The organism is Streptomyces sp. NPDC037083, from assembly GCF_055606485.1.
Genome location: NZ_JBVJSQ010000006.1, coordinates 249,201 through 266,885 on the forward strand (window position 1 = coordinate 249,201; position 17,685 = coordinate 266,885).

At 74.4% G+C, this 17,685-nt stretch carries 17 protein-coding genes; 11 read left to right on the top strand and 6 right to left on the bottom strand.

What is annotated here, in order from left to right:
* Positions 1-145: 145 nt before the first annotated feature.
* Together ACZ7DE_RS18540 and ACZ7DE_RS18545 are read left to right on the top strand one after the other, a co-directional pair.
* Positions 146-736: a helix-turn-helix domain-containing protein gene (locus ACZ7DE_RS18540; RefSeq protein WP_470762424.1), complete on the top strand. Its 591-nt coding sequence runs from the start codon at positions 146-148 to the stop codon at positions 734-736.
* A complete protein-coding gene (locus ACZ7DE_RS18545; RefSeq protein ID WP_470762426.1) occupies positions 736-1,455 on the top strand; it encodes a helical backbone metal receptor in 720 nt (239 codons plus the stop codon). The genes ACZ7DE_RS18540 and ACZ7DE_RS18545 overlap by 1 nt, the downstream gene beginning before the upstream one ends.
* Here the strand turns inward: ACZ7DE_RS18545 and ACZ7DE_RS18550 are convergent.
* The gene (locus tag ACZ7DE_RS18550; protein ID WP_470762427.1) at positions 1,367-2,533 is read right to left on the bottom strand and encodes a TDT family transporter; all 1,167 of its coding nucleotides are present in this window, start codon (positions 2,531-2,533) and stop codon (positions 1,367-1,369) included. The genes ACZ7DE_RS18545 and ACZ7DE_RS18550 overlap by 89 nt on opposite strands.
* 70 nt (positions 2,534-2,603) lie before the next feature.
* On the opposite strand from ACZ7DE_RS18550, the gene ACZ7DE_RS18555 reads away from it, so the two are divergent.
* A complete protein-coding gene (locus tag ACZ7DE_RS18555; RefSeq protein ID WP_470762429.1) occupies positions 2,604-3,530 on the top strand; it encodes a LysR family transcriptional regulator in 927 nt (308 codons plus the stop codon).
* Between the two features lie 406 nt (positions 3,531-3,936).
* Here ACZ7DE_RS18555 and ACZ7DE_RS18560 read toward each other — a convergent pair whose 3' ends face one another.
* A complete protein-coding gene (locus tag ACZ7DE_RS18560; protein ID WP_470762834.1) occupies positions 3,937-4,563 on the bottom strand; it encodes a gamma-glutamyl-gamma-aminobutyrate hydrolase family protein in 627 nt (208 codons plus the stop codon).
* A gap of 225 nt (positions 4,564-4,788) precedes the next feature.
* Positions 4,789-5,523: a FadR/GntR family transcriptional regulator gene (locus ACZ7DE_RS18565; RefSeq protein WP_470762430.1), complete on the bottom strand. Its 735-nt coding sequence runs from the start codon at positions 5,521-5,523 to the stop codon at positions 4,789-4,791.
* A gap of 109 nt (positions 5,524-5,632) precedes the next feature.
* Between ACZ7DE_RS18565 and ACZ7DE_RS18570 the strand changes: the two genes are divergently transcribed.
* From ACZ7DE_RS18570 to ACZ7DE_RS18580, 3 genes are read left to right on the top strand one after another with little or no spacing between them, the layout of a single operon-like run.
* Positions 5,633-7,003, top strand: a complete 1,371-nt coding sequence (locus tag ACZ7DE_RS18570; RefSeq protein WP_470762432.1) for a glutamine synthetase family protein — start codon at positions 5,633-5,635, stop codon at positions 7,001-7,003.
* 11 nt (positions 7,004-7,014) lie between these two features.
* A complete protein-coding gene (locus ACZ7DE_RS18575) occupies positions 7,015-8,418 on the top strand; it encodes an aldehyde dehydrogenase family protein (RefSeq protein ID WP_470762434.1) in 1,404 nt (467 codons plus the stop codon).
* Positions 8,415-9,206: a 3-oxoacyl-ACP reductase gene (locus ACZ7DE_RS18580; protein WP_470762436.1), complete on the top strand. Its 792-nt coding sequence runs from the start codon at positions 8,415-8,417 to the stop codon at positions 9,204-9,206. The genes ACZ7DE_RS18575 and ACZ7DE_RS18580 overlap by 4 nt, the downstream gene beginning before the upstream one ends.
* A gap of 3 nt (positions 9,207-9,209) precedes the next feature.
* Here the strand turns inward: ACZ7DE_RS18580 and ACZ7DE_RS18585 are convergent, their stop codons facing one another.
* Positions 9,210-10,412 (bottom strand): amino acid deaminase/aldolase, encoded by a 1,203-nt coding sequence (locus ACZ7DE_RS18585; protein WP_470762438.1) that lies wholly within the window; start codon positions 10,410-10,412, stop codon positions 9,210-9,212.
* A 282-nt stretch (positions 10,413-10,694) separates the two neighbouring features.
* Between ACZ7DE_RS18585 and ACZ7DE_RS18590 the strand changes: the two genes are divergently transcribed.
* Positions 10,695-12,698, top strand: coding sequence for a hypothetical protein (locus ACZ7DE_RS18590; protein WP_470762440.1), 2,004 nt, complete (start codon positions 10,695-10,697; stop codon positions 12,696-12,698).
* Positions 12,695-13,897 (top strand): type VII secretion-associated serine protease mycosin, encoded by a 1,203-nt coding sequence (gene mycP / locus ACZ7DE_RS18595; protein ID WP_470762442.1) that lies wholly within the window; start codon positions 12,695-12,697, stop codon positions 13,895-13,897. The genes ACZ7DE_RS18590 and mycP overlap by 4 nt, the downstream gene beginning before the upstream one ends.
* Before the next feature lie 28 nt (positions 13,898-13,925).
* Here the strand turns inward: mycP and ACZ7DE_RS18600 are convergent, their stop codons facing one another.
* Positions 13,926-14,960, bottom strand: a complete 1,035-nt coding sequence (locus ACZ7DE_RS18600; protein WP_470762444.1) for a serine hydrolase — start codon at positions 14,958-14,960, stop codon at positions 13,926-13,928.
* Between the two features lie 150 nt (positions 14,961-15,110).
* Between ACZ7DE_RS18600 and ACZ7DE_RS18605 the strand changes: the two genes are divergently transcribed.
* Positions 15,111-15,842 (top strand): SseB family protein, encoded by a 732-nt coding sequence (locus ACZ7DE_RS18605; protein WP_470762445.1) that lies wholly within the window; start codon positions 15,111-15,113, stop codon positions 15,840-15,842.
* Positions 15,843-15,858: 16 nt separating this feature from the next.
* On the opposite strand, the gene ACZ7DE_RS18610 is transcribed toward ACZ7DE_RS18605, so the two are convergent.
* Entirely contained in the window at positions 15,859-16,236 is a 378-nt protein-coding gene (locus ACZ7DE_RS18610) for a DUF1844 domain-containing protein (RefSeq protein ID WP_470762447.1), read from the bottom strand.
* Positions 16,237-16,609: 373 nt separating this feature from the next.
* Between ACZ7DE_RS18610 and infC the strand changes: the two genes are divergently transcribed.
* The gene (gene infC / locus ACZ7DE_RS18615) at positions 16,610-17,317 is read left to right on the top strand and encodes a translation initiation factor IF-3 (protein ID WP_470762449.1); all 708 of its coding nucleotides are present in this window, start codon (positions 16,610-16,612) and stop codon (positions 17,315-17,317) included.
* A gap of 107 nt (positions 17,318-17,424) precedes the next feature.
* Positions 17,425-17,619, top strand: a complete 195-nt coding sequence (rpmI, locus tag ACZ7DE_RS18620; protein ID WP_470762451.1) for a 50S ribosomal protein L35 — start codon at positions 17,425-17,427, stop codon at positions 17,617-17,619.
* Positions 17,620-17,685: the final 66 nt, after the last annotated feature.

The following is a 17,685-nucleotide window of genomic DNA, read 5'->3' on the forward strand; positions in this document are numbered from 1 at the left end:
CGTGTGTCACGCCGTGTGTCCTCGATGTGACGGGCACATGAAACGGTTTGCCGAACATGCGTAGGGTGCAGAGAACTCATCAGCGGACGTGTCCGAGGACACACCGCACGCCTGGGGCCGACGAGCGAAGGAGGGAGCCGGAGCGATGGGCGACCACAAAGAACAGCCCCTGCGGGTGGGCGCGGCCGTGCGCCGCCGACGCCGGTCCCTGGAGCTCACCCTCGCCGTCGTGGCCGAGCGCAGCGGTCTGTCGGTCCCGTTCCTGAGCCAGATCGAGAACGACCGCGCGCGCCCCAGCACCAGCTCCCTGGAGAAGGTCGCCGACGCCCTGCGCACCACCGCCGTCGAACTCCTCGCCGCCGCCGACCCGGCGTGCAGCGTCGACGTCGTACGCGCAGAGGTCGCCGATCAGGGGCAGCCCGCCGCGCCCGACCCGCAGCCCCGCTCCCGTTCCCTCGTGCGCGGTCACCATCAGATGCACGCGTCCGAGTTCACCGGCGATCACGACGCCGGTCGTGAATTCCAGTACCGCAACGACCAGTTGATGTACGTCGCCGACGGCGCGGTGGAGATCGAGGCGGAGGGCCGCGCCTACCGGCTCGGCCGCGGCGACACCCTGTACCTCACGGGCGGGGTCCGCCACCGCTGGCGGGCGACCGTGCCGGACACCCGGGTGGTCGTCGTCGCGGTGGCCGAGCACATCGAGGCCGTACGGGACCGGGGGCGCAGGCGGTAGTGCGGGTCGTCTCCCTGGTGCCGTCGCTCACCGAGGCCGTGGCCGGCGCCGTGCCCGGCGCGCTGGTCGGCGCCACCGACTGGTGCAGCCACCCGGCGGACCTCGCCGTCACCCGGATCGGCGGAACGAAGAACCCCGACGTCGACCGGATCGTCGCCCTCGCCCCCGATCTGGTGATCGCCAACGAGGAGGAGAACCGGGAACCGGACCTGGCCGCCCTGCGGGCCGCCGGGCTGCGTGTGCTGGTGACCGAGGTCCGGGACGTCCCGCAGGCGTTCCGGGAGCTGACCCGGGTGCTCGAGGCCTGCGGGGCGCCCGCGCCACCGCGCTGGCTCACGGAGGCCGAGGAGGCCTGGGCGGCCCCGCCGCCGCTCGCCGGCCGCCGGACGGCCGTCGTGCCGATCTGGCGCCGTCCCTGGATGGTGCTGGGCCGGGACACGTTCGCCGGGGACGTGCTGGCACGTCTGGGCGTCGACCACCTCTACTCCGGGCACCCCGAGCGCTATCCGCGGATCCCGGTCGAGGAACTGCGGGCCGCCGCGCCGGACCTCGTCGTGCTGCCCGACGAGCCCTACCGCTTCACCGCCGACGACGGCCCCGAGGCCTTCCCCGGACTGCCCTGGGCGCTCGTCAGCGGACGGCACCTGACGTGGTACGGCCCCTCGCTCGCCGAGGCGCCGAAGGCGCTGGGCGAGGCGCTGCGAGCAGCGCGCCGCTGAGCACCGAGCGGACGGTGTGCGCGGCGACGACGGCCCAGGCGGCGACGAGCACGACGTACAGCGCGCAGGCGAGCACCTCGAGGACCGCCAGCCCGGTGTGCCGGGCCAGTGCCGCCGCTCCGGTCGCACAGGTGCCGACCGGGAAGGTGAACGCCCACCACGTCATCGCGAAGCCCATCCCGTGCCGGCGGGCCCGCGCCACATGCGCGGTGGCCAGGCACAGCCACAGCAGCGCGAACCCCATGACGGGCACCCCGTACAGCACGGCGAGCACGCCGGGGCCCCGGCCGCCCGCCCCCGGCAGGACGCCCGGAGCGACCTCGGCGAACTTCCCCACGGCGGTCGTCGACTGACCCAGCGGCCCCAGGACCAGGAACAGCGTCGGGGCGAGCGCGAGGGGAAGCGGTCCGCCGGTCACCAGCCGCCCGAACACCAGCGGCAGCATGACGAACGTGCCCAGCAGGCTCACCCCGAACAGCGCGAAGCACGCGAGCAGCAGCGTCTGCCGCGGCTGGCCTGCCGGAAGGTACGGCACCAGCTGCGGCCCGAGCGCGGCGGACACCATCGGCGCGACGAGCGGCAGCAGCCACACGGGCGTGGCCTGGGAGGCCTCCACACGGTGGCGTACGGCCATCAGGTACGGGACGGCGACGGCGGCCGTGAGGGCGACCACCGTGCCGACGGTGAACAGCACGGCGTCGAGGGCGACCGCGGCGCCCGCGCCGATCCAGTCCCGGCCCACGGTGAGAGTGCCGCCCCCGACGGCGAGCAGGGCCATCGCGAGGCAGCCGTAGAACGGGGCCGTCGCCGGGTCGAGGAGGTGCGCGCGCGCCTGGTCGCGGTGGTGGCGCCAGTGCAGGGCGCGGGCGATGAGCAGGGCCGCCAGGAGCGCGAGGGAGAGCGCCCAGAACGCCGTGCACAGCGGCCGCAGTCCCGGAATCCGGAGCGGCAGCGCGGCTCCCGCCGTGGCGACGATCGCGGTGCCCATGACCGTGGCGTACCAGTTCGGTCCGAGGTGACGGACGGCTGTGGCGCGCGGGCGGGACGGGGCGTACAGGGGCTGGGCGGCGGTGACCATGGTTCCACGGTCGCCCGACGGCGCGGCCGGGACCAGGGAGCACGGCTCTATGGGGGCATAAGCTGGGCTTATGGGGAGCGTGGAGGAAGAGCGGCCGGGCCGCGGCGGCTCGATCGCGCACCGCGTCCCGGACCTGGGCGCGCTGGAGCTGCTGCTGGCGGTGGCCCGGCTGGGCAGCCTGGGCGCGGCCGCTCGCGAGGTGGGCATCACCCAGCCCGCCGCGAGCAGCCGGATCCGTTCCATGGAGCGGCAGTTGGGCGTGGCTCTGGTGGACCGTTCGCCGCGCGGCTCCCGGCTCACCGACGCCGGCGCGCTGGTGACGGACTGGGCGCGGCGCGTCGTCGAGGCGGCCCAGGCCTTCGACGCGGGGACGCAGGCCCTGCGGGACCGGCGGGACTCGCGGCTGCGGGTGGCGGCCAGCATGACGATCGCGGAGTACCTGCTGCCCGGCTGGCTGCTCGCGCTGCGCGCCGGGCGGCCGGACACGGCGGTGTCGCTGCTCGCGGGCAACTCGGCGGCCGTCGCGGAGCGGCTGCTGGCGGGGGAGGCGGACCTCGGCTTCGTGGAGGGTCTCACGGCGCCGGCCGGACTGGACTCCGCCGTGATTGCGCACGACCATCTCGTCGTCGTCGTCGCACCCGGCCACCCGTGGGCCCGGCGCCGGCGACCGCTGGCCGCGTCCGAGCTGGCGTCGACGCCGCTGATCCTGAGGGAGAAGGGCTCGGGGACCCGTCAGGTCCTCGACCGGGCCCTGGGCGGCCTGGCCCGCCCCCTGATCGAGCTCTCCTCGACGACGGCCGTGAAGGCGGCGGCGGTGAGCGGGGCCGGCCCGGCGGTGCTGAGCGAACTGGCGGTGGGGGAGGAACTGGCGCTGCGCCGGCTGGTGGGGATACCGGTGGACGGCGTGTCGCTGGCGCGGGACCTGCGCGCGGTCTGGCCCACCGGCCACCGCCCGACGGGCCCCGCGAGAGACCTCCTGACCCTGACGCGCGGGTGACCCGGCATCCTCGCCTCCGGGACCGGGGCACTGCCCTGTGAGGGCGCGCGCGAGGGTGAGGCTCCCCACGGGGTGAGGCAGGGAGCGGGCGTCGGCGGGGCCGGTCGGTCGCTCGCGCAGGGCCGGGCCGCCAGGTGATCGGGGCGAGGCCGGTCAGGGCGAGGGCCGGGGGCGAAGGCGGTGAGGGTGAGGCCGGTCGGGGGGAAGGCGGTGAGGGTGAGGCCGGTCGTACCGAGGCGGTGGGCGACGCTGGTCGGGGGCGGAAGCGGTGAGGGCGAGGCCGGTCGGGGCGAGGCCGGTCGGGGCGAGGGTGGAGGCGACGCCGGTCGGGGGCGAAGGCGGTCAGGGTGAGGCCGGTCGTACCGAGGGCGGGGGCTGAGGCCGGTCGGGGCGAGGGGGGGCGGGCTCAGGCGGTGGGGCGGGAGGCGGCTGTGACCAGGGCGCGTACGACGCGGACGTCCTCGCCCATCTCCGGATGCCACTGCACCCCCAGCACCCAGTCGGCGGAGGGCAGTTCGACGGCCTCCACGGTGCCGTCCGCCGCGTACGCCGACGCCACCAGGCCCGCGCCCAGGCGGTCCACCGCCTGGTGGTGGTAGGTCGGCACGGAGCTCTCCTCCGCGACCACCCCGGCGTACAGCGTGCCGGGGACGGGCTTGACCGGGTGGCTGCCCATGACGCCGACGGCCTCGACGTGTCCGTCGACGTGCTGCGTCAGCGTGCCGCCGAGAGCGACGTTCAGCAGCTGCATGCCCCGGCAGATGCCGAGCAGCGGGAGGCCGGAGGCCAGGGCCGCCTCGATCAGGGCCAGCTCCCACGCGTCCCGCTCCGGCGCGGGCGGCCCGGTGCGGGGGTCCGGATCGGCGCCGTAGCGGACGGGCTCGACGTCGGGGCCGCCGGCGATCACCAGGCCGTCGAGGCGCGCCACGGTCGCCGCCGCGTGCCCGGGCGCGTCCGGCGGGAGCATCACGGCCAGCCCGCCGGCCCGCTGCACCAGCCGTGGGTACCCGGCGGGCAGCAGCGCCGCGTCCATGTCCCACACGGCCCAGCGAGCCCTGGCCAGATAGGTGCTGACGCCGATCAGCGGCCTGTCGACCGGCGGCCTGTCGATCAGCGGCCTGTCGACCGGCGGCCCGTCGGCCGGCGGCCCGTCGATCAGGGGCGTGTCGTCGTGCGTCATGTGACCTCCTGCCCTGTCGGTGCACCACCGCACCGGTGCACCGTCCACAATGGATCGCCTGCAGACCAATGCATCATGTCAGGTGAGGAAGCCTCTGAGCAGGGCGGCCGTCCCCGCGCAGTGCTCCCGCATCATCTCCCGCGCGCCGTCCGCGTCCCCGTCCAGCACCGCCTCCACCAGCGCGGTGTGCTGGCGCTGCGAGTGCTCCAGGTTGCGCACCAGGAGCGGGATGCAGTCGAGCAGGTCGTTCACCGTGGCCCGCACCGCCGCGTACCGAGCGCTCAGCGAGGGGGAGCCGCACAGCTCGGCCAGGGTGAGGTGGAGCATGGTGTCCAGGCGGCGGTAGTCGGTCAGCGGGGCGTCCGCCGTGCGGGCCAGCGCCTCGCGCAGCCGCTGTGCCTGCTCGTCCGTGAGGCCGTGCGCGGCGCACAGGCCCGCCGCGCCCACCTCCAGCACCTCACGGAAGCGCAGCACGTCCTCGACGTCGGTCTCCGCGACGCGCCGCCGCAGCTCGTCCTCGCCGCCGGCGTCGGTCCGCGGCAGCACGAACGTTCCGCCGTAGCGGCCCCGGCGCGACTCGACCAGGCCCTGGTCCTGCAGGACCTTCAGGACCTCGCGCAGCGTCACCCGGCTGATCCCGAGCCGCTCCGCCAGATCCCGCTCGGCCGGCAGCCGTTCGCCCCCCGGCACCAGACCGAGCCGGACGACCTGCAGGATCTGCTCCAGCGCCTCCTCGAAGCCGTTCCCGGCCCGCACCGGCCGCAGCACCGGCGTCAGCCGGTCGTCCGGTCCGCCGTCAGCGTCCACCGACATCTCGCCGTGCCCCCTTCCCAAGCAATGGTTCTCCGCAATACCTTATGGGCCACCGGCCGCCCGATCCACCGAGGCGACGGAAGCCGAGGAAGCCTGAGGAGGCCCTCCCGTGGCAGACCGCACACCCCCGCTCGGCGTCGAGGAACTGCACGCCCTCGTCGCGAGCGGTGAGATCGACACTGTCGTCCTCGCCTTCCCCGACATGCAAGGGCGGCTCCAGGGCAAACGGTTCGCCGCCCGGTTCTTCCTCGACGAGGTCCTCCGGCACGGGACCGAGGGCTGCAACTACCTCCTCGCCGTCGACACGGAGATGAACACCGTCGACGGGTACGCCATGTCCTCCTGGGAGAGCGGCTACGGCGACTTCGCCATGCACCCCGACCTCGCCACCCTGCGCCGCGTGCCCTGGAACCCGGGCACGGCCATGCTGATCGCCGACCTCGCCTGGAACGACGGCTCGCCCGTGGCCGCCGCGCCGCGCCAGATCCTGCGCCGCCAGCTGGAGCGCCTCGCCGAGCACGGCCTCACCGCCCAGGTCGGCACCGAGCTGGAGTTCATCGTCTTCAAGGACAGCTACGAGGCCGCCTGGGACGCGAACTACCGCGGGCTCACCCCGGTCAACCAGTACAACGTCGACTACTCGGTCCTCGGCACCGGCCGTGTGGAGCCGCTGCTGCGCCGCATCCGCAACGAGATGGCCGGAGCCGGTCTCACCGTCGAGTCCGCCAAGGGCGAGTGCAACCCCGGCCAGCACGAGATCGTCTTCCGCTACGACGAGGCCCTGGTCACCTGCGACCAGCACGCGATCTACAAGACCGGCGCCAAGGAGATCGCCGCCCAGGAGGGCGTCTCGCTGACCTTCATGGCCAAGTACAACGAGCGCGAGGGCAACTCCTGCCACATCCACCTCTCGCTCACCGACGCGGACGGCCGCAACGTCATGGCGGGCACGGCCGAGGACCCGCACGGCATGTCCGAGGTGATGCGCCACTTCCTGGCCGGACAGCTCGCCGCCCTGCGCGACTTCGCCCTCCTCTACGCGCCCAACGTCAACTCCTACAAGCGGTTCCAGCCGGGCTCCTTCGCCCCCACCGCCGTCGCCTGGGGCCACGACAACCGCACCTGCGCGCTGCGGATCGTCGGCCACGGCCGCTCGACGCGCTTCGAGAACCGGCTGCCGGGCGGCGACGTCAACCCGCACCTCGCCGTGGCCGGACTGATCGCCGCCGGCCTGTACGGCGTCGAGCAGAAGCTGGAACTGCCCGAGGCCTGCTCCGGCAACGCCTACACCGGCGACTACGCCCACGTCCCCACCACCCTCCGCGAGGCCGCCGAGCTCTGGGAGAACAGCCCGATCGCGTCGGCCGCCTTCGGCGACGAGGTCGTCGCCCACTACCGCAACATGGCACGCGTCGAGCTGGAGGCCTTCGACGCCGCGGTCACCGACTGGGAGCTGCGCCGCTCCTTCGAACGCCTGTGAAAGGTCCCGCCGTGTCCGACCCGCACGAGCCGTCCCCGTCCGAGCGCTCCCCGCACGAGCTGATCGTCCTCAACCCGGCCACCGAGGAGGTCGTCGCCGCCGTCCCGGCCGCCGACGCGACCGACGTGGACCGCGCGGTCGCCCGCGCGAGCGCCGCCCGGACCGCGTGGGCCGCCGCCGCCCCGGCCGACCGGGCCCGGCTGCTGCGCCGCTTCGCCGACGTCGTCGACGCCCACCTCGAGGAACTCGCGCTGCTGGAGGTCCGCGAGGCCGGCCACCTGCTCGGCAACGCCCGCTGGGAGGCAGGCAACGCCCGCGACCTGCTGCTCTACGCGGCCGGCGGCGTCGAGCGGCTCCTGGGCCGGCAGATCCCCGCCCCCGGCGGCTGGAACGTCACCTTCCACGAGCCGCTCGGCGTGGTCGGCGTGATCGCCCCCTGGAACTTCCCCATGCCGATCGCCGCCTGGGGGTCCTTCCCGGCCCTGGCCGCCGGCAACGCCGTCCTCCTCAAACCCGCCGAGGCCACCCCGCTGACCGCCCTGCGCCTGGCCGAACTGGCCCTGGAGGCGGGCCTGCCGGAGCACCTCTTCCAGGTGCTGCCCGGCTACGGCGCGGTCACCGGAAGGGCGCTCGTCGACCACCCGGGCGTGGCGAAGATCGTGTTCACGGGCTCCACCCGCACCGGCCGCGAGGTGATGGAGCGGTGCGCCGGACAGATCAAGCCGGTCACCCTCGAACTCGGCGGGAAGAGCCCCAACATCGTCTTCGCGGACGCCGACCTGAAGGCGGCGGTCGACCCGTTCTCGTTCCTCGACAACTCCGGCCAGGACTGCTGCGCCCGCACCCGCATCCTGGTCCAGGAGTCGGTGTACGACGAGGTCGCCGACCACCTGGCGCGGGAACTGGCCGCGGTGGCGGTCGGCGACCCGGCCGACGAGGCCACACAGATGGGCCCGCTGATCTCCCGTCAGCAGGTGGACCGCGTACGGTCGTTCGTGCCGGACGACGCCCGGGCGCTGCGCGGCTCCGCGCCCGACGGCCCCGGCTTCTGGTTCCCGCCGACCGTCCTCACCGGCGCCGCGCCCGACTCGGCCGCGGCCCGCGAGGAGATCTTCGGGCCCGTGGCCGTCCTGCTCCCCTTCACCGACGAGGCGGACGCGATCCGGCTCGCCAACGACACCCCCTACGGCCTCTCCGGCTCCATCTGGACCCGGGACGTCGGCCGCGCCCTGCGCGTCTCGCAGGCCGTGCGCGCCGGGAACCTGTCCGTCAACTCCCACTCCAGCGTCCGCTACTGGACCCCCTTCGGCGGCTTCAAGCAGTCCGGCGTCGGCCGTGAGCTGGGCCCGGACGCCCTGACCGCCTTCACCGAAACCAAGAACGTCTTCATCAGCACGGAGGGCCCCGCACAGTGACCGCATCGCCTGACGAGATCATCTGCCGCCGTCTGGTCGGCCGCACCGCAGTCATCACCGGAGCCGGCAGCGGCATCGGCCTCGCCACCGCGCGCCGGCTCGCCTCCGAGGGCGCGCACGTCGTCTGCGGCGACGTGGACGAGGCGCGCGGCAAGGCCGTCGCCGAGGAGATCGACGGGACCTTCGTGAAGGTCGACGTCACCGACCCCGAGCAGGTCGAGGCGCTGTTCAGGACCGCTCACGACACCTACGGCAGCGTCGACATCGCCTTCAACAACGCCGGCATCTCGCCGCCCGACGACGACTCCATCCTGGAGACCGGCCTGGAGGCCTGGAAGCGGGTCCAGGAGGTCAACCTGACGTCGGTCTACCTGTGCTGCAAGGCCGCGATCCCCTACATGCGGCGCCAGGGCAGGGGCTCCATCATCAACACGGCGTCGTTCGTGGCGAGGATGGGCGCGGCGACCTCGCAGATCTCGTACACGGCGTCCAAGGGCGGCGTCCTGGCCATGTCCCGCGAACTGGGCGTGCAGTTCGCCCGGGAGGGGATCCGGGTGAACGCCCTGTGCCCGGGCCCGGTCAACACCCCTTTGCTGCAGGAGCTGTTCGCCGCCGACCCGGAGCGGGCCGCCCGCCGGCTGGTGCACATCCCCGTCGGCCGGTTCGCCGAGGCCGAGGAGATCGCCGCCGCCGTGGCCTTCCTGGCCAGCGACGACTCCTCGTTCGTCAACGCCACCGACTTCCTGGTGGACGGCGGCATCTCCGGCGCCTACGTCACCCCGCTCTAGGAGTCAGAGGAAGGTCCGGCCCTCGCCCCGGTAGGTCGGCACGGTCGCCGTCACCGTGTCCCCCTCGACGAGGTGCAGCACGTCGAACCGCTCGCACAGCTCGCCGGCCTTCGCGTGCCGGAACCACACCTTGTCGCCGATCAGCAGATCGTCGGCCGGGGAGCCGATGAGCGGGGTCTGCACCTCGCCGGGGCCCTCCTGGGGGTCGTAGCGCAGCCCTTCGGGCAGGTACGGCACCGGCAGCCGGTCCGGGCCGGCGGCGCCGGAGGCGGGGTAGCCGCCGCCGAGCACGGTCACGGTGCCCACCCCCGGGCGACGCACGACGGGTTGGGCGAAGAGGGCGGCCGGCCGGCCGCTGAACGACGTGTAGTTGTCGAACAGGCGCGGCACGTACAGGCCCGACCCGGCCGCGATCTCCGTGACCGCGTCCTCGGCGGCGGTGTGCTGCACGCTGCCGGTGCCGCCGCCGTTGACGTACTCCAGGTCCGGTACGACGGCCCGCACCGCCCGCACGACCGCGGCGCGCCGCTCGGCGAGTTCACGCCGGGCGGCGGTCTGCATCAGCCGGATGGCCCGGGACCGCAGGGGCCGCCCGGCGACCGCGTCCCCCACCCCGGCGATGTGCCCCTCGTACGCCATGATCCCCACCAGCCGGAAGCCCGACCGCCGGGACACCGCGCGCGCCACGTCGGCGATCTGGGCGGGGGAGTGCAGCGGGGAGCGCAGGGCGCCGACCCGGAACCGGCCGCCGAACAGCTTCAGCGCCGTGTCCAACTCCAGGCAGACGCGGATCACTTCGCCGCCCTCGCCGCGCGCCGCGTCGATCAGGTCGAGCTGGGCGACGTCGTCGATCATGACGGTGACGGCGGCGGCCAGCTTGGGGTCGGCGGCCAGCTCCGCGAAGCCGGCGCGGTCGGCCGACGGGTACGCGAGCAGGATGTCGTCGAACCCCGAACGCGCCAGCCACAGCGACTCGGCGAGGGTGAACGACATGATGCCCGCGAAGCCGTCCTTCGCCAGGACGCGCTCCAGCAGCGTCCGGCAGCGCACGGACTTGCTGGCGACACGGATCGGCTTGCCGCCGGCCCGGCGGACCAGGTCCTCGGCGTTGGCGTCGAAGGCGTCCAGGTCCACAAGGGCGAGAGGGGCGTCGAGATGGGCGGTGGCCCGGTCGTAACGGGCCCGGTCGGCGGCGCGCGCAGTCATGAACGAAGCCTGCCAGACAGGATTACCGCAGGGTAGGGGGACGTTCCGGGCAGAAGCCCCGGGGGGTGCGGACTGGTTCCCGTTCGCCCGCCGACAAGCCGTAGAGTGACGCGCACGCACGGAGGGACGGCTCCGGCCGGACGCCCGCGTCGGGATGCCGGTCCGCCCGTGCGGGTATGCGTGCCCGGAACGGATCGTCGCGTCCTGCCCGGGCCGCCCGGCCACGAGAAGGACGGCCCGAGTACCAGAACGACGGCCCGGGGACGAGGAAACGGGGGGTGCATGAGCACGGAAGCACGCCGCGCCTCGGTCCCCCCGCGCCCGGACGTGCCTCCCCAGCCCGGCGTGCCCCCGCGCCCGACGACTCCTCCCCGCCCGTCCCGGCCCCCGACGACGGCCGCGCGCCCGACGCAACCGGCCGACCCGGGGGACACGACGGCAGCCCCTCCGACCGCCGACGGCCGGCCGGACGAGAACCCCGCGCGGCGGGCGACGTCCGGCCCTCAGGACCCCGGGTCCGCGCCCCGGACGGCACCCCCTGCGGCTGACCGTGACCAGGAGCCCTCGCGCCCGACGTCCGCCGGTCCGCCGACCGCGCCCGCCGCCGAGAACGAGACCACCGCCGGGGACGGCGCCCCCGCTTCCCCCGACACCGCTCCCCCCACCCCACGCACCGCCCCCCGCTTCGTCAGGCTGCGGGCCCAGCACACGGACGCCATGATCCCGCCCCCGCCGCCCGCGTCGGCACGCTTCCCGGACACCCCGCCGCGGCCGAGCCGCCCCGCCCCGGCCCCCCGGAGCGACGGCGCGGGGACGCCCGCGCGGGCCGATGAGCGCCCGGCCTCCCCGCACGGCCCGCGCCCCGGCCCGCCGCACGACTTCCGCAGGCCGCCTCGTCCCGCCAGGCCGAGCCCGCGACCGGCGTCCGCGGACACCCCGGCCCCCTCCGACGCACCCCCTGCACGCTTCGCCGGCCCGGACGCGGCCGCCTTCCGCCCCCTCGGCGCGCCCGTGCCCCGCCCGCACGGCCCGGCGGCCTCGGAGGGCGCACACGGCACCGGCCCGACGGCCCCCGGCGGCCCGGGCCCGGACGGCACGCGTCCCGGCGACCGGGCGGACGCGCGCCCCGCGGGTCCGGACGACGACGCCGTCCCCGGACCGATCCCGGCCCCCGCGACCGAGCGGGCCTGGTCGCCCCTGCCCCGCGGCTGGGTGCCCGTGCCCGGGACCGGCCGACAGGACACGGACGCGGACGGCGCCGGGTCCGGACGGCACGGCGTCCCCCACCCGGACCCGGCGGCGGACGAACGGCCCGCCTGGAGTCCCGCGGCGGCGGTGCGGCAACCCGAGTTCACCGCGCCTCCCGCGCCGGAGACGCCGCGGCGGCCGGACGTCGCCCCCGACGCGGTCCACGGACCCGATCCGTCCCTCTCCTGGAGCGCGCCCATGAGCCCCGGCGGCGCCCTCGGCGCCACCCGGCCCGTGGTGACGTTCGCGCGCCCCGAGGGATACCGCGACACGCGCCGCACCCTCGGCAGACGCGGCCGCACCGCCGTCGCCGCCGCCTGCGCCGTCCTCGGACTGGGCCTCATCGGCGGTGCCGCGGCGGGCAGTTGGCTCGTCGGCGGCTCGGCGGAGGACAGCGAGCGCAGCGCCTACGTGACGGCCGGCGGCCTGTGGCACAACGTGCCCGTCGACCAGCTGTTCCCGCCCACCGTGGACGGCAAGGGCGCCGGCCCCGGCGGCGCCGACCGCACCTGGACGCGGATCGCCGTCGCCCCGGACAGCGGCTGCGCCGACGCGTTCGACCCGCTGCTGCTCAAGGCGCTCTCCCCGGTCGGCTGCGAGCGTCTCCTGCGCGCCACCTACACCGACGCCACCCAGAGCTACGTGACCACCGTCGGCCTGCTGTTCACCAAGGCGGACGCGGCCGCCATGCGTTCGCTGGACGCCCGCTTCGGCAAGGAGGGCCTGGCCCAGCGGGCGGACCTGATGCCCCGCCCGTACGCCGCGAAGGGCACCGTCGCCGCAGGCTTCGGCGACCGGCAGCGCGCCGCGTGGACGGTGTCCGTCCTCACCGACGCGCCCGTCGTCGTCTACGCCGTCTCCGGCTGGGCCGACGGCAGGACCGTCGACGCCCCGCAGCCCGCCCCCCGGGCCACGGCGAACGGCGCGACCACGGCCCCCGCCCAGGCCGGCCTCGGCAACGAGGCCCAGGGCCTCGCCGACCGCGTCGAGCGCGGCCTGCGCAAGACCGCCGTCACGCCCTCGGAGCAGCCCTCATGAGCACCCGTACGACCCGTACGCCCCGCAGGGCCGGGATCCTGTGCTGTCTCCTCGCCGCCGCCGTCGCCCTGGTGCCGCCCTCCACCGCCCACGCCGACGGCATCCGCGGCCAGCAGTGGGCCCTGGACGCCCTGCACACCCCGCAGGCCTGGCAGACCACCAAGGGCCGGGGCATCACGGTCGCCGTCCTGGACACCGGCGTCGAGGCCGACCACCCCGACCTCGCCGGCAACGTCCTCACCGGCCGGGACATGGTGGGCTTCGGGGCACGGCCCGGCGAGCGCGCCTGGGCCCGCCACGGCACCGCGATGGCGAGCATCATCGCCGGTCACGGACACGGCGACGGCAACGGCGACGGAGTGCTCGGCATCGCCCCGGAGGCGAAGATCCTTCCCGTCCGCGTGATCCTCGAGGACGGCGACCCGCAGCGCACCAAGGCCCGCAACACCCGCGGCAACGCCCTCGCCGAAGGCATCCGCTGGGCCGCCGACCAGGGCGCCGACGTCATCAACCTCTCCCTCGGCGACGACTCGGCCTCCGCCCACCCCGAGCCCGCCGAGGACGAGGCCGTCCAGTACGCGCTGAAGAAGGGCTCGGTCGTCGTCGCCTCGGCCGGCAACGGGGGCGAGAAGGGCGACCACATCTCCTACCCGGCCGCCTACCCGGGCGTCATCGCCGCGACCGCCGTGGACCGCTACGGCACGCGCGCCTCGTTCTCCACCCGCCGCTGGTACGCCACGGTCAGCGCGCCCGGCGTCGACGTCGTCATCGCCGACCCGGACCACAAGTACTACCAGGGCTGGGGGACCAGCGCCGCGTCCGCCTTCGTCTCGGGAGCCGTCGCGCTCGTCAAGGCCGCCCACCCCGGACTGACCCCGGCGCAGATCAAGAAGCTCCTGGAGGACACCGCCCGCAACGCACCCGCAGGCGGCCGCGACGACTCCCGCGGCTACGGCTTCATCGACCCGGCCGCGGCGATCAGGGCGGCCGGGGACCTCAAGCCGGAGGGGCTGCAGTCCGCGGCCTACGGCGAGCGGTACTTCGGCGCCGGCCCGGACGAGGCGAAGACGGAGGACGACACGTCGAGCTGGGCGGGCCTGCTCGCGGGCGGCGCCGGGGGAGTGCTGCTGGCGACGGCGGTCGTCCTGTGGCGCGGCCGCCGCGAGGGCGACCGCCACGAGACCTACGAGACCCTCTAGCCGGGCCGTCCGCAACGGCCGGGAGCGGCTATCCGGCGGCGGACGAGGACTTAGTGACGGCCGGCGCGGACGCGGTCGCCGCCGTCGCGCCGCCGTCGGCGAAGACCGACACCGCGGCCTTCGCCGCCGCCTCGACCAGCGAGATCCCCGCGGCCTGCGTCGCGTTGCCGTTCGACAGCACGGCCACCAGGCGGTCGCGGCCGCCGACGCTCACCCGGCCGATGCTGTTGATGTCCCACAACGCGGTCGTGCTGCGCGCCAGCCAGCCGTTCTTCAGCGCCCACGAGGACCCGTCGGCCGCGGCCGAGACGCCCCAGCGCTGGCCCGCGGCTATCTGCCCCATCAGCCCCTGGAGATACGCCCGCGACGCCTCGCTCAGCTCCGAGTCGTCCCCGAACACCTGCTGGAGCAGGGTGAGCTGGTCGGCGGCGGTGGTCTGGGTGAGTCCCCACAGCATGCCGTCGCCGCCCTCGGTCTCCGTCAGCCCGAACCGCTCGTTCGCGGCGTCGAGCCCCTCGGCCTTCCCGATGGTCCGCCACAGCGCCGACGCGGAGTCGTTGTCGCTGTTCTCGATCATCGCGGTGGCGTACGTCCTCTCGGTCGCCGTGAGGTGACGGTCCTCGTCCTGCGCCCGCAGCAGCAGCGCCGCCAGGATGTCCACCTTGACGATGCTCGCCGTGTCGAAGGCGCCCTCGCCGTAGGAGGCGCCGTCACCGGAGCGCAGGTCGAGCACGGCCACGGACACGGCGGCGTCCTCCGGCACGGTCACCGACTTCATCGCCGACGCCAGCAGCGCCTCACGGTCCGTCCCGGGCACAACCACCGACTCCACCGCCACCTCCTCGCTCCCCGACTCCGCATCGGGCGCCGACGCCGACGCGGAGGGCGACGGCGTACCGGACGACGATACGGCTCCCGCGCGGGAGTGGGCCTGTGCCTTCACGTAGACGGTGCCGCCCGCCGTCGCGCCCAGCACGGCGACCGCGGCCAGCGCGACGCGGAGGAGGGGGCGGCGCCGGGAGGTGCGAGCGCGGCGGTTGCGACGGGCTCCGGAGGACTCCATGACCGTGATGGTCGGGGCGGCGACTGTGCGCGCCGTTGGGCCGGCGTTAAAGGTGTGTCAGGAGACTCTGAGAATCCCGTGAAGGCCGTCACCACCGCGTTTCGGGCCCCGCACAAGCCCAGCAGCATCCCCCCGATAAGGTCGACGACCGTGGCGAACAAGAACATTCCCGACCCCGGCTTCTCCGACGACGACGGCTCCGCCGACCCCCGGCTGAGCGCGGCGCTCGCCGCCTGGGCCGAGGACCGCACCGCCGTGGGACCCGTGCTCGAGGCGCTCAAGGGCGCCCGGCTGCTCGTCCCCGTGGTGGCCGTGCTCGGCGAGGTGGAGGAGGACGAGAACGGGCTGCGCCGTGAGAAGACCAGCGACATGGCCGTCCCGACCCTGAAGGCGGGCCCCCGCACCGCCCTGCCCGCCTTCACCTCGACCGACTCGCTCGCCCGCTGGGACCCCGCGGCCCGCCCCGTCGCCGTCCCGCTGCACCAGGCGCTGCAGGCGGCCGCCCACGAGAAGGCCGACACGGTCGTCCTCGACCTGGCGGGGCCGGTGGCCTTCGAGCTGACCGGACCGGCGCTGCTGGCGCTCGCCGAGGGCCGCACCTCCACCGACCCGCTCGCCGATCCGGCTGTCGTCGCGGCGGTACGGGCCGCCGTGGCCGCCGAACCGGAGGTCCTGAGCGCCCACCTCGGGCCCGGGCAGGCCGACGGCACCCTCGCCCTCGTCCTCGACCCGGCGGCCGCCCCCGCCGAGACCGCCCGTGCCGTGGCCCGCCGCCTGGCCGCCGACGAGACGCTGAGGGCCCGCCTGGTGCGCGGCCTCGACCTGGCACTGCTGCCGGCCGGGACGACGCCTCCGGGCGAGCCCCTGTACGTACGCGGATGATCCGGCGGCCGGCGGTCTAGCCGTAGACCGGGCCCGTGTACTTCTCGCCGGGGCCCTGGCCCGGCTCGTCCGGGACGAGGGACGCCTCGCGGAACGCCAGCTGCAGCGACTTGAGGCCGTCGCGCAGCGGGGCCGCGTGGAAGGAGCTGATCTCGGTCGCGGACGCGTCCAGCAGACCCGCGAGGGCCGTCACCAGCTTGCGGGCCTCGTCCAGGTCCTTGTACTTGTCGCCCTCCTCGGTCAGCCCGAGCTTCACGGCCGCGGCGCTCATCAGGTTGACGGCGACGGTCACGATCACCTCGACGGCGGGGACCTCTGCGATGTCGCGGGTCATCTCGTCGAAGTCGGGGGTCTCGGGGATCTCGGCGGAGCCGCCGGGGGAGGTCTCACTCATGCAGGACACGATAGGCGCAGGCCGGACCGGGCCCTGTGACGAGGCCCGATTGGCCGTTCCTGGCGCGTGCTGGTAATCTCGTGTAACGACCGGTCGGACACGCGTGCCCCTCAGCAGGCGGGCCCGGCCCACAAGTGGAGACTCCGAGCTCCCACCCGACTGTCCTTCGAGGGCGGCGGGTCACCCCGGTCAGGCGGCCACCATCGTTCCGTACGGACGATGGAGTCGCCCGGTAGTGCGCCCCGCGATCCTTGCGGCGGTGCTCCGGTAGTGCTTGGAGCCCCGCATGTGATTGTTCGGGGCATTTTTTGTGCTTCGACGTGGTTATAAGACTACCGAACACAGACGTTACGCGGCCGTCCGCCAGACTGCCGTGTGGTGCTACCGAGGAGGATCCATCAGCACCGAGCCCCGCATCAACGACCGGATTCGCGTTCCCGAAGTGCGACTTGTCGGTCCCAGTGGCGAGCAGGTCGGCATCGTGCCGCTTGCCAAGGCCCTGGAGCTTGCGCAGGAGTACGACCTCGACCTGGTCGAGGTGGCGGCGAGCGCCCGCCCGCCGGTCTGCAAGCTCATGGACTACGGGAAGTTCAAGTACGAGTCGGCCATGAAGGCCCGTGAGGCGCGCAAGAACCAGGCGCACACGGTCATCAAGGAAATGAAGCTCCGGCCGAAGATCGACCCGCACGACTACGACACCAAAAAGGGTCACGTCGTCCGGTTCCTCAAGCAGGGCGACAAGGTCAAGATCACGATCATGTTCCGCGGTCGTGAGCAGTCCCGGCCCGAGCTGGGCTACCGACTGCTCCAGCGTCTCGCGGAGGACGTTCAGGACCTCGGGTTCATCGAGTCGAACCCGAAGCAGGACGGCCGAAACATGATCATGGTTCTCGGTCCGCACAAGAAGAAGACCGAGGCGATGGCCGAGGCCCGTCAGGCACAGGAGGCCCGCAAGGCCGAAGCGAAGGCCAACCCGGGCCGCTCGCAGAACGCCGCGGACGCCGACGCCGTGAACGCCGACGCGGACGACGCCGAGGCGCCTGCCGAGGCCCCTGCCGAGGCAGCTTCCGCCGAGGCGTGATCCACGGGGCGCGAGTCCCGGGGACATAACCGATACCAGAGACGTTCCACCGTGCCCGGTTTCACGACCGGGCACCGGAACGCCACCGACGAGGAGAGAACGGCGCTATGCCGAAGAACAAGTCGCACAGCGGTGCCAGCAAGCGCTTCAAGGTCACCGGCTCCGGCAAGGTGCTCCGTGAGCGCGCCGGCAAGCGCCACCTGCTCGAGAAGAAGTCGTCCCGCGTGACGCGCCGCCTCACCGGCAACGCCGAGATGGCCCCGGGCGACGCCGCGAAGATCAAGAAGCTTCTCGGCAAGTGACGTCGGGCGCAACCGTCGCGCCTGACACCTGACCGGGACCCAATCGTTTCCGGGTCGTGTGAGTCC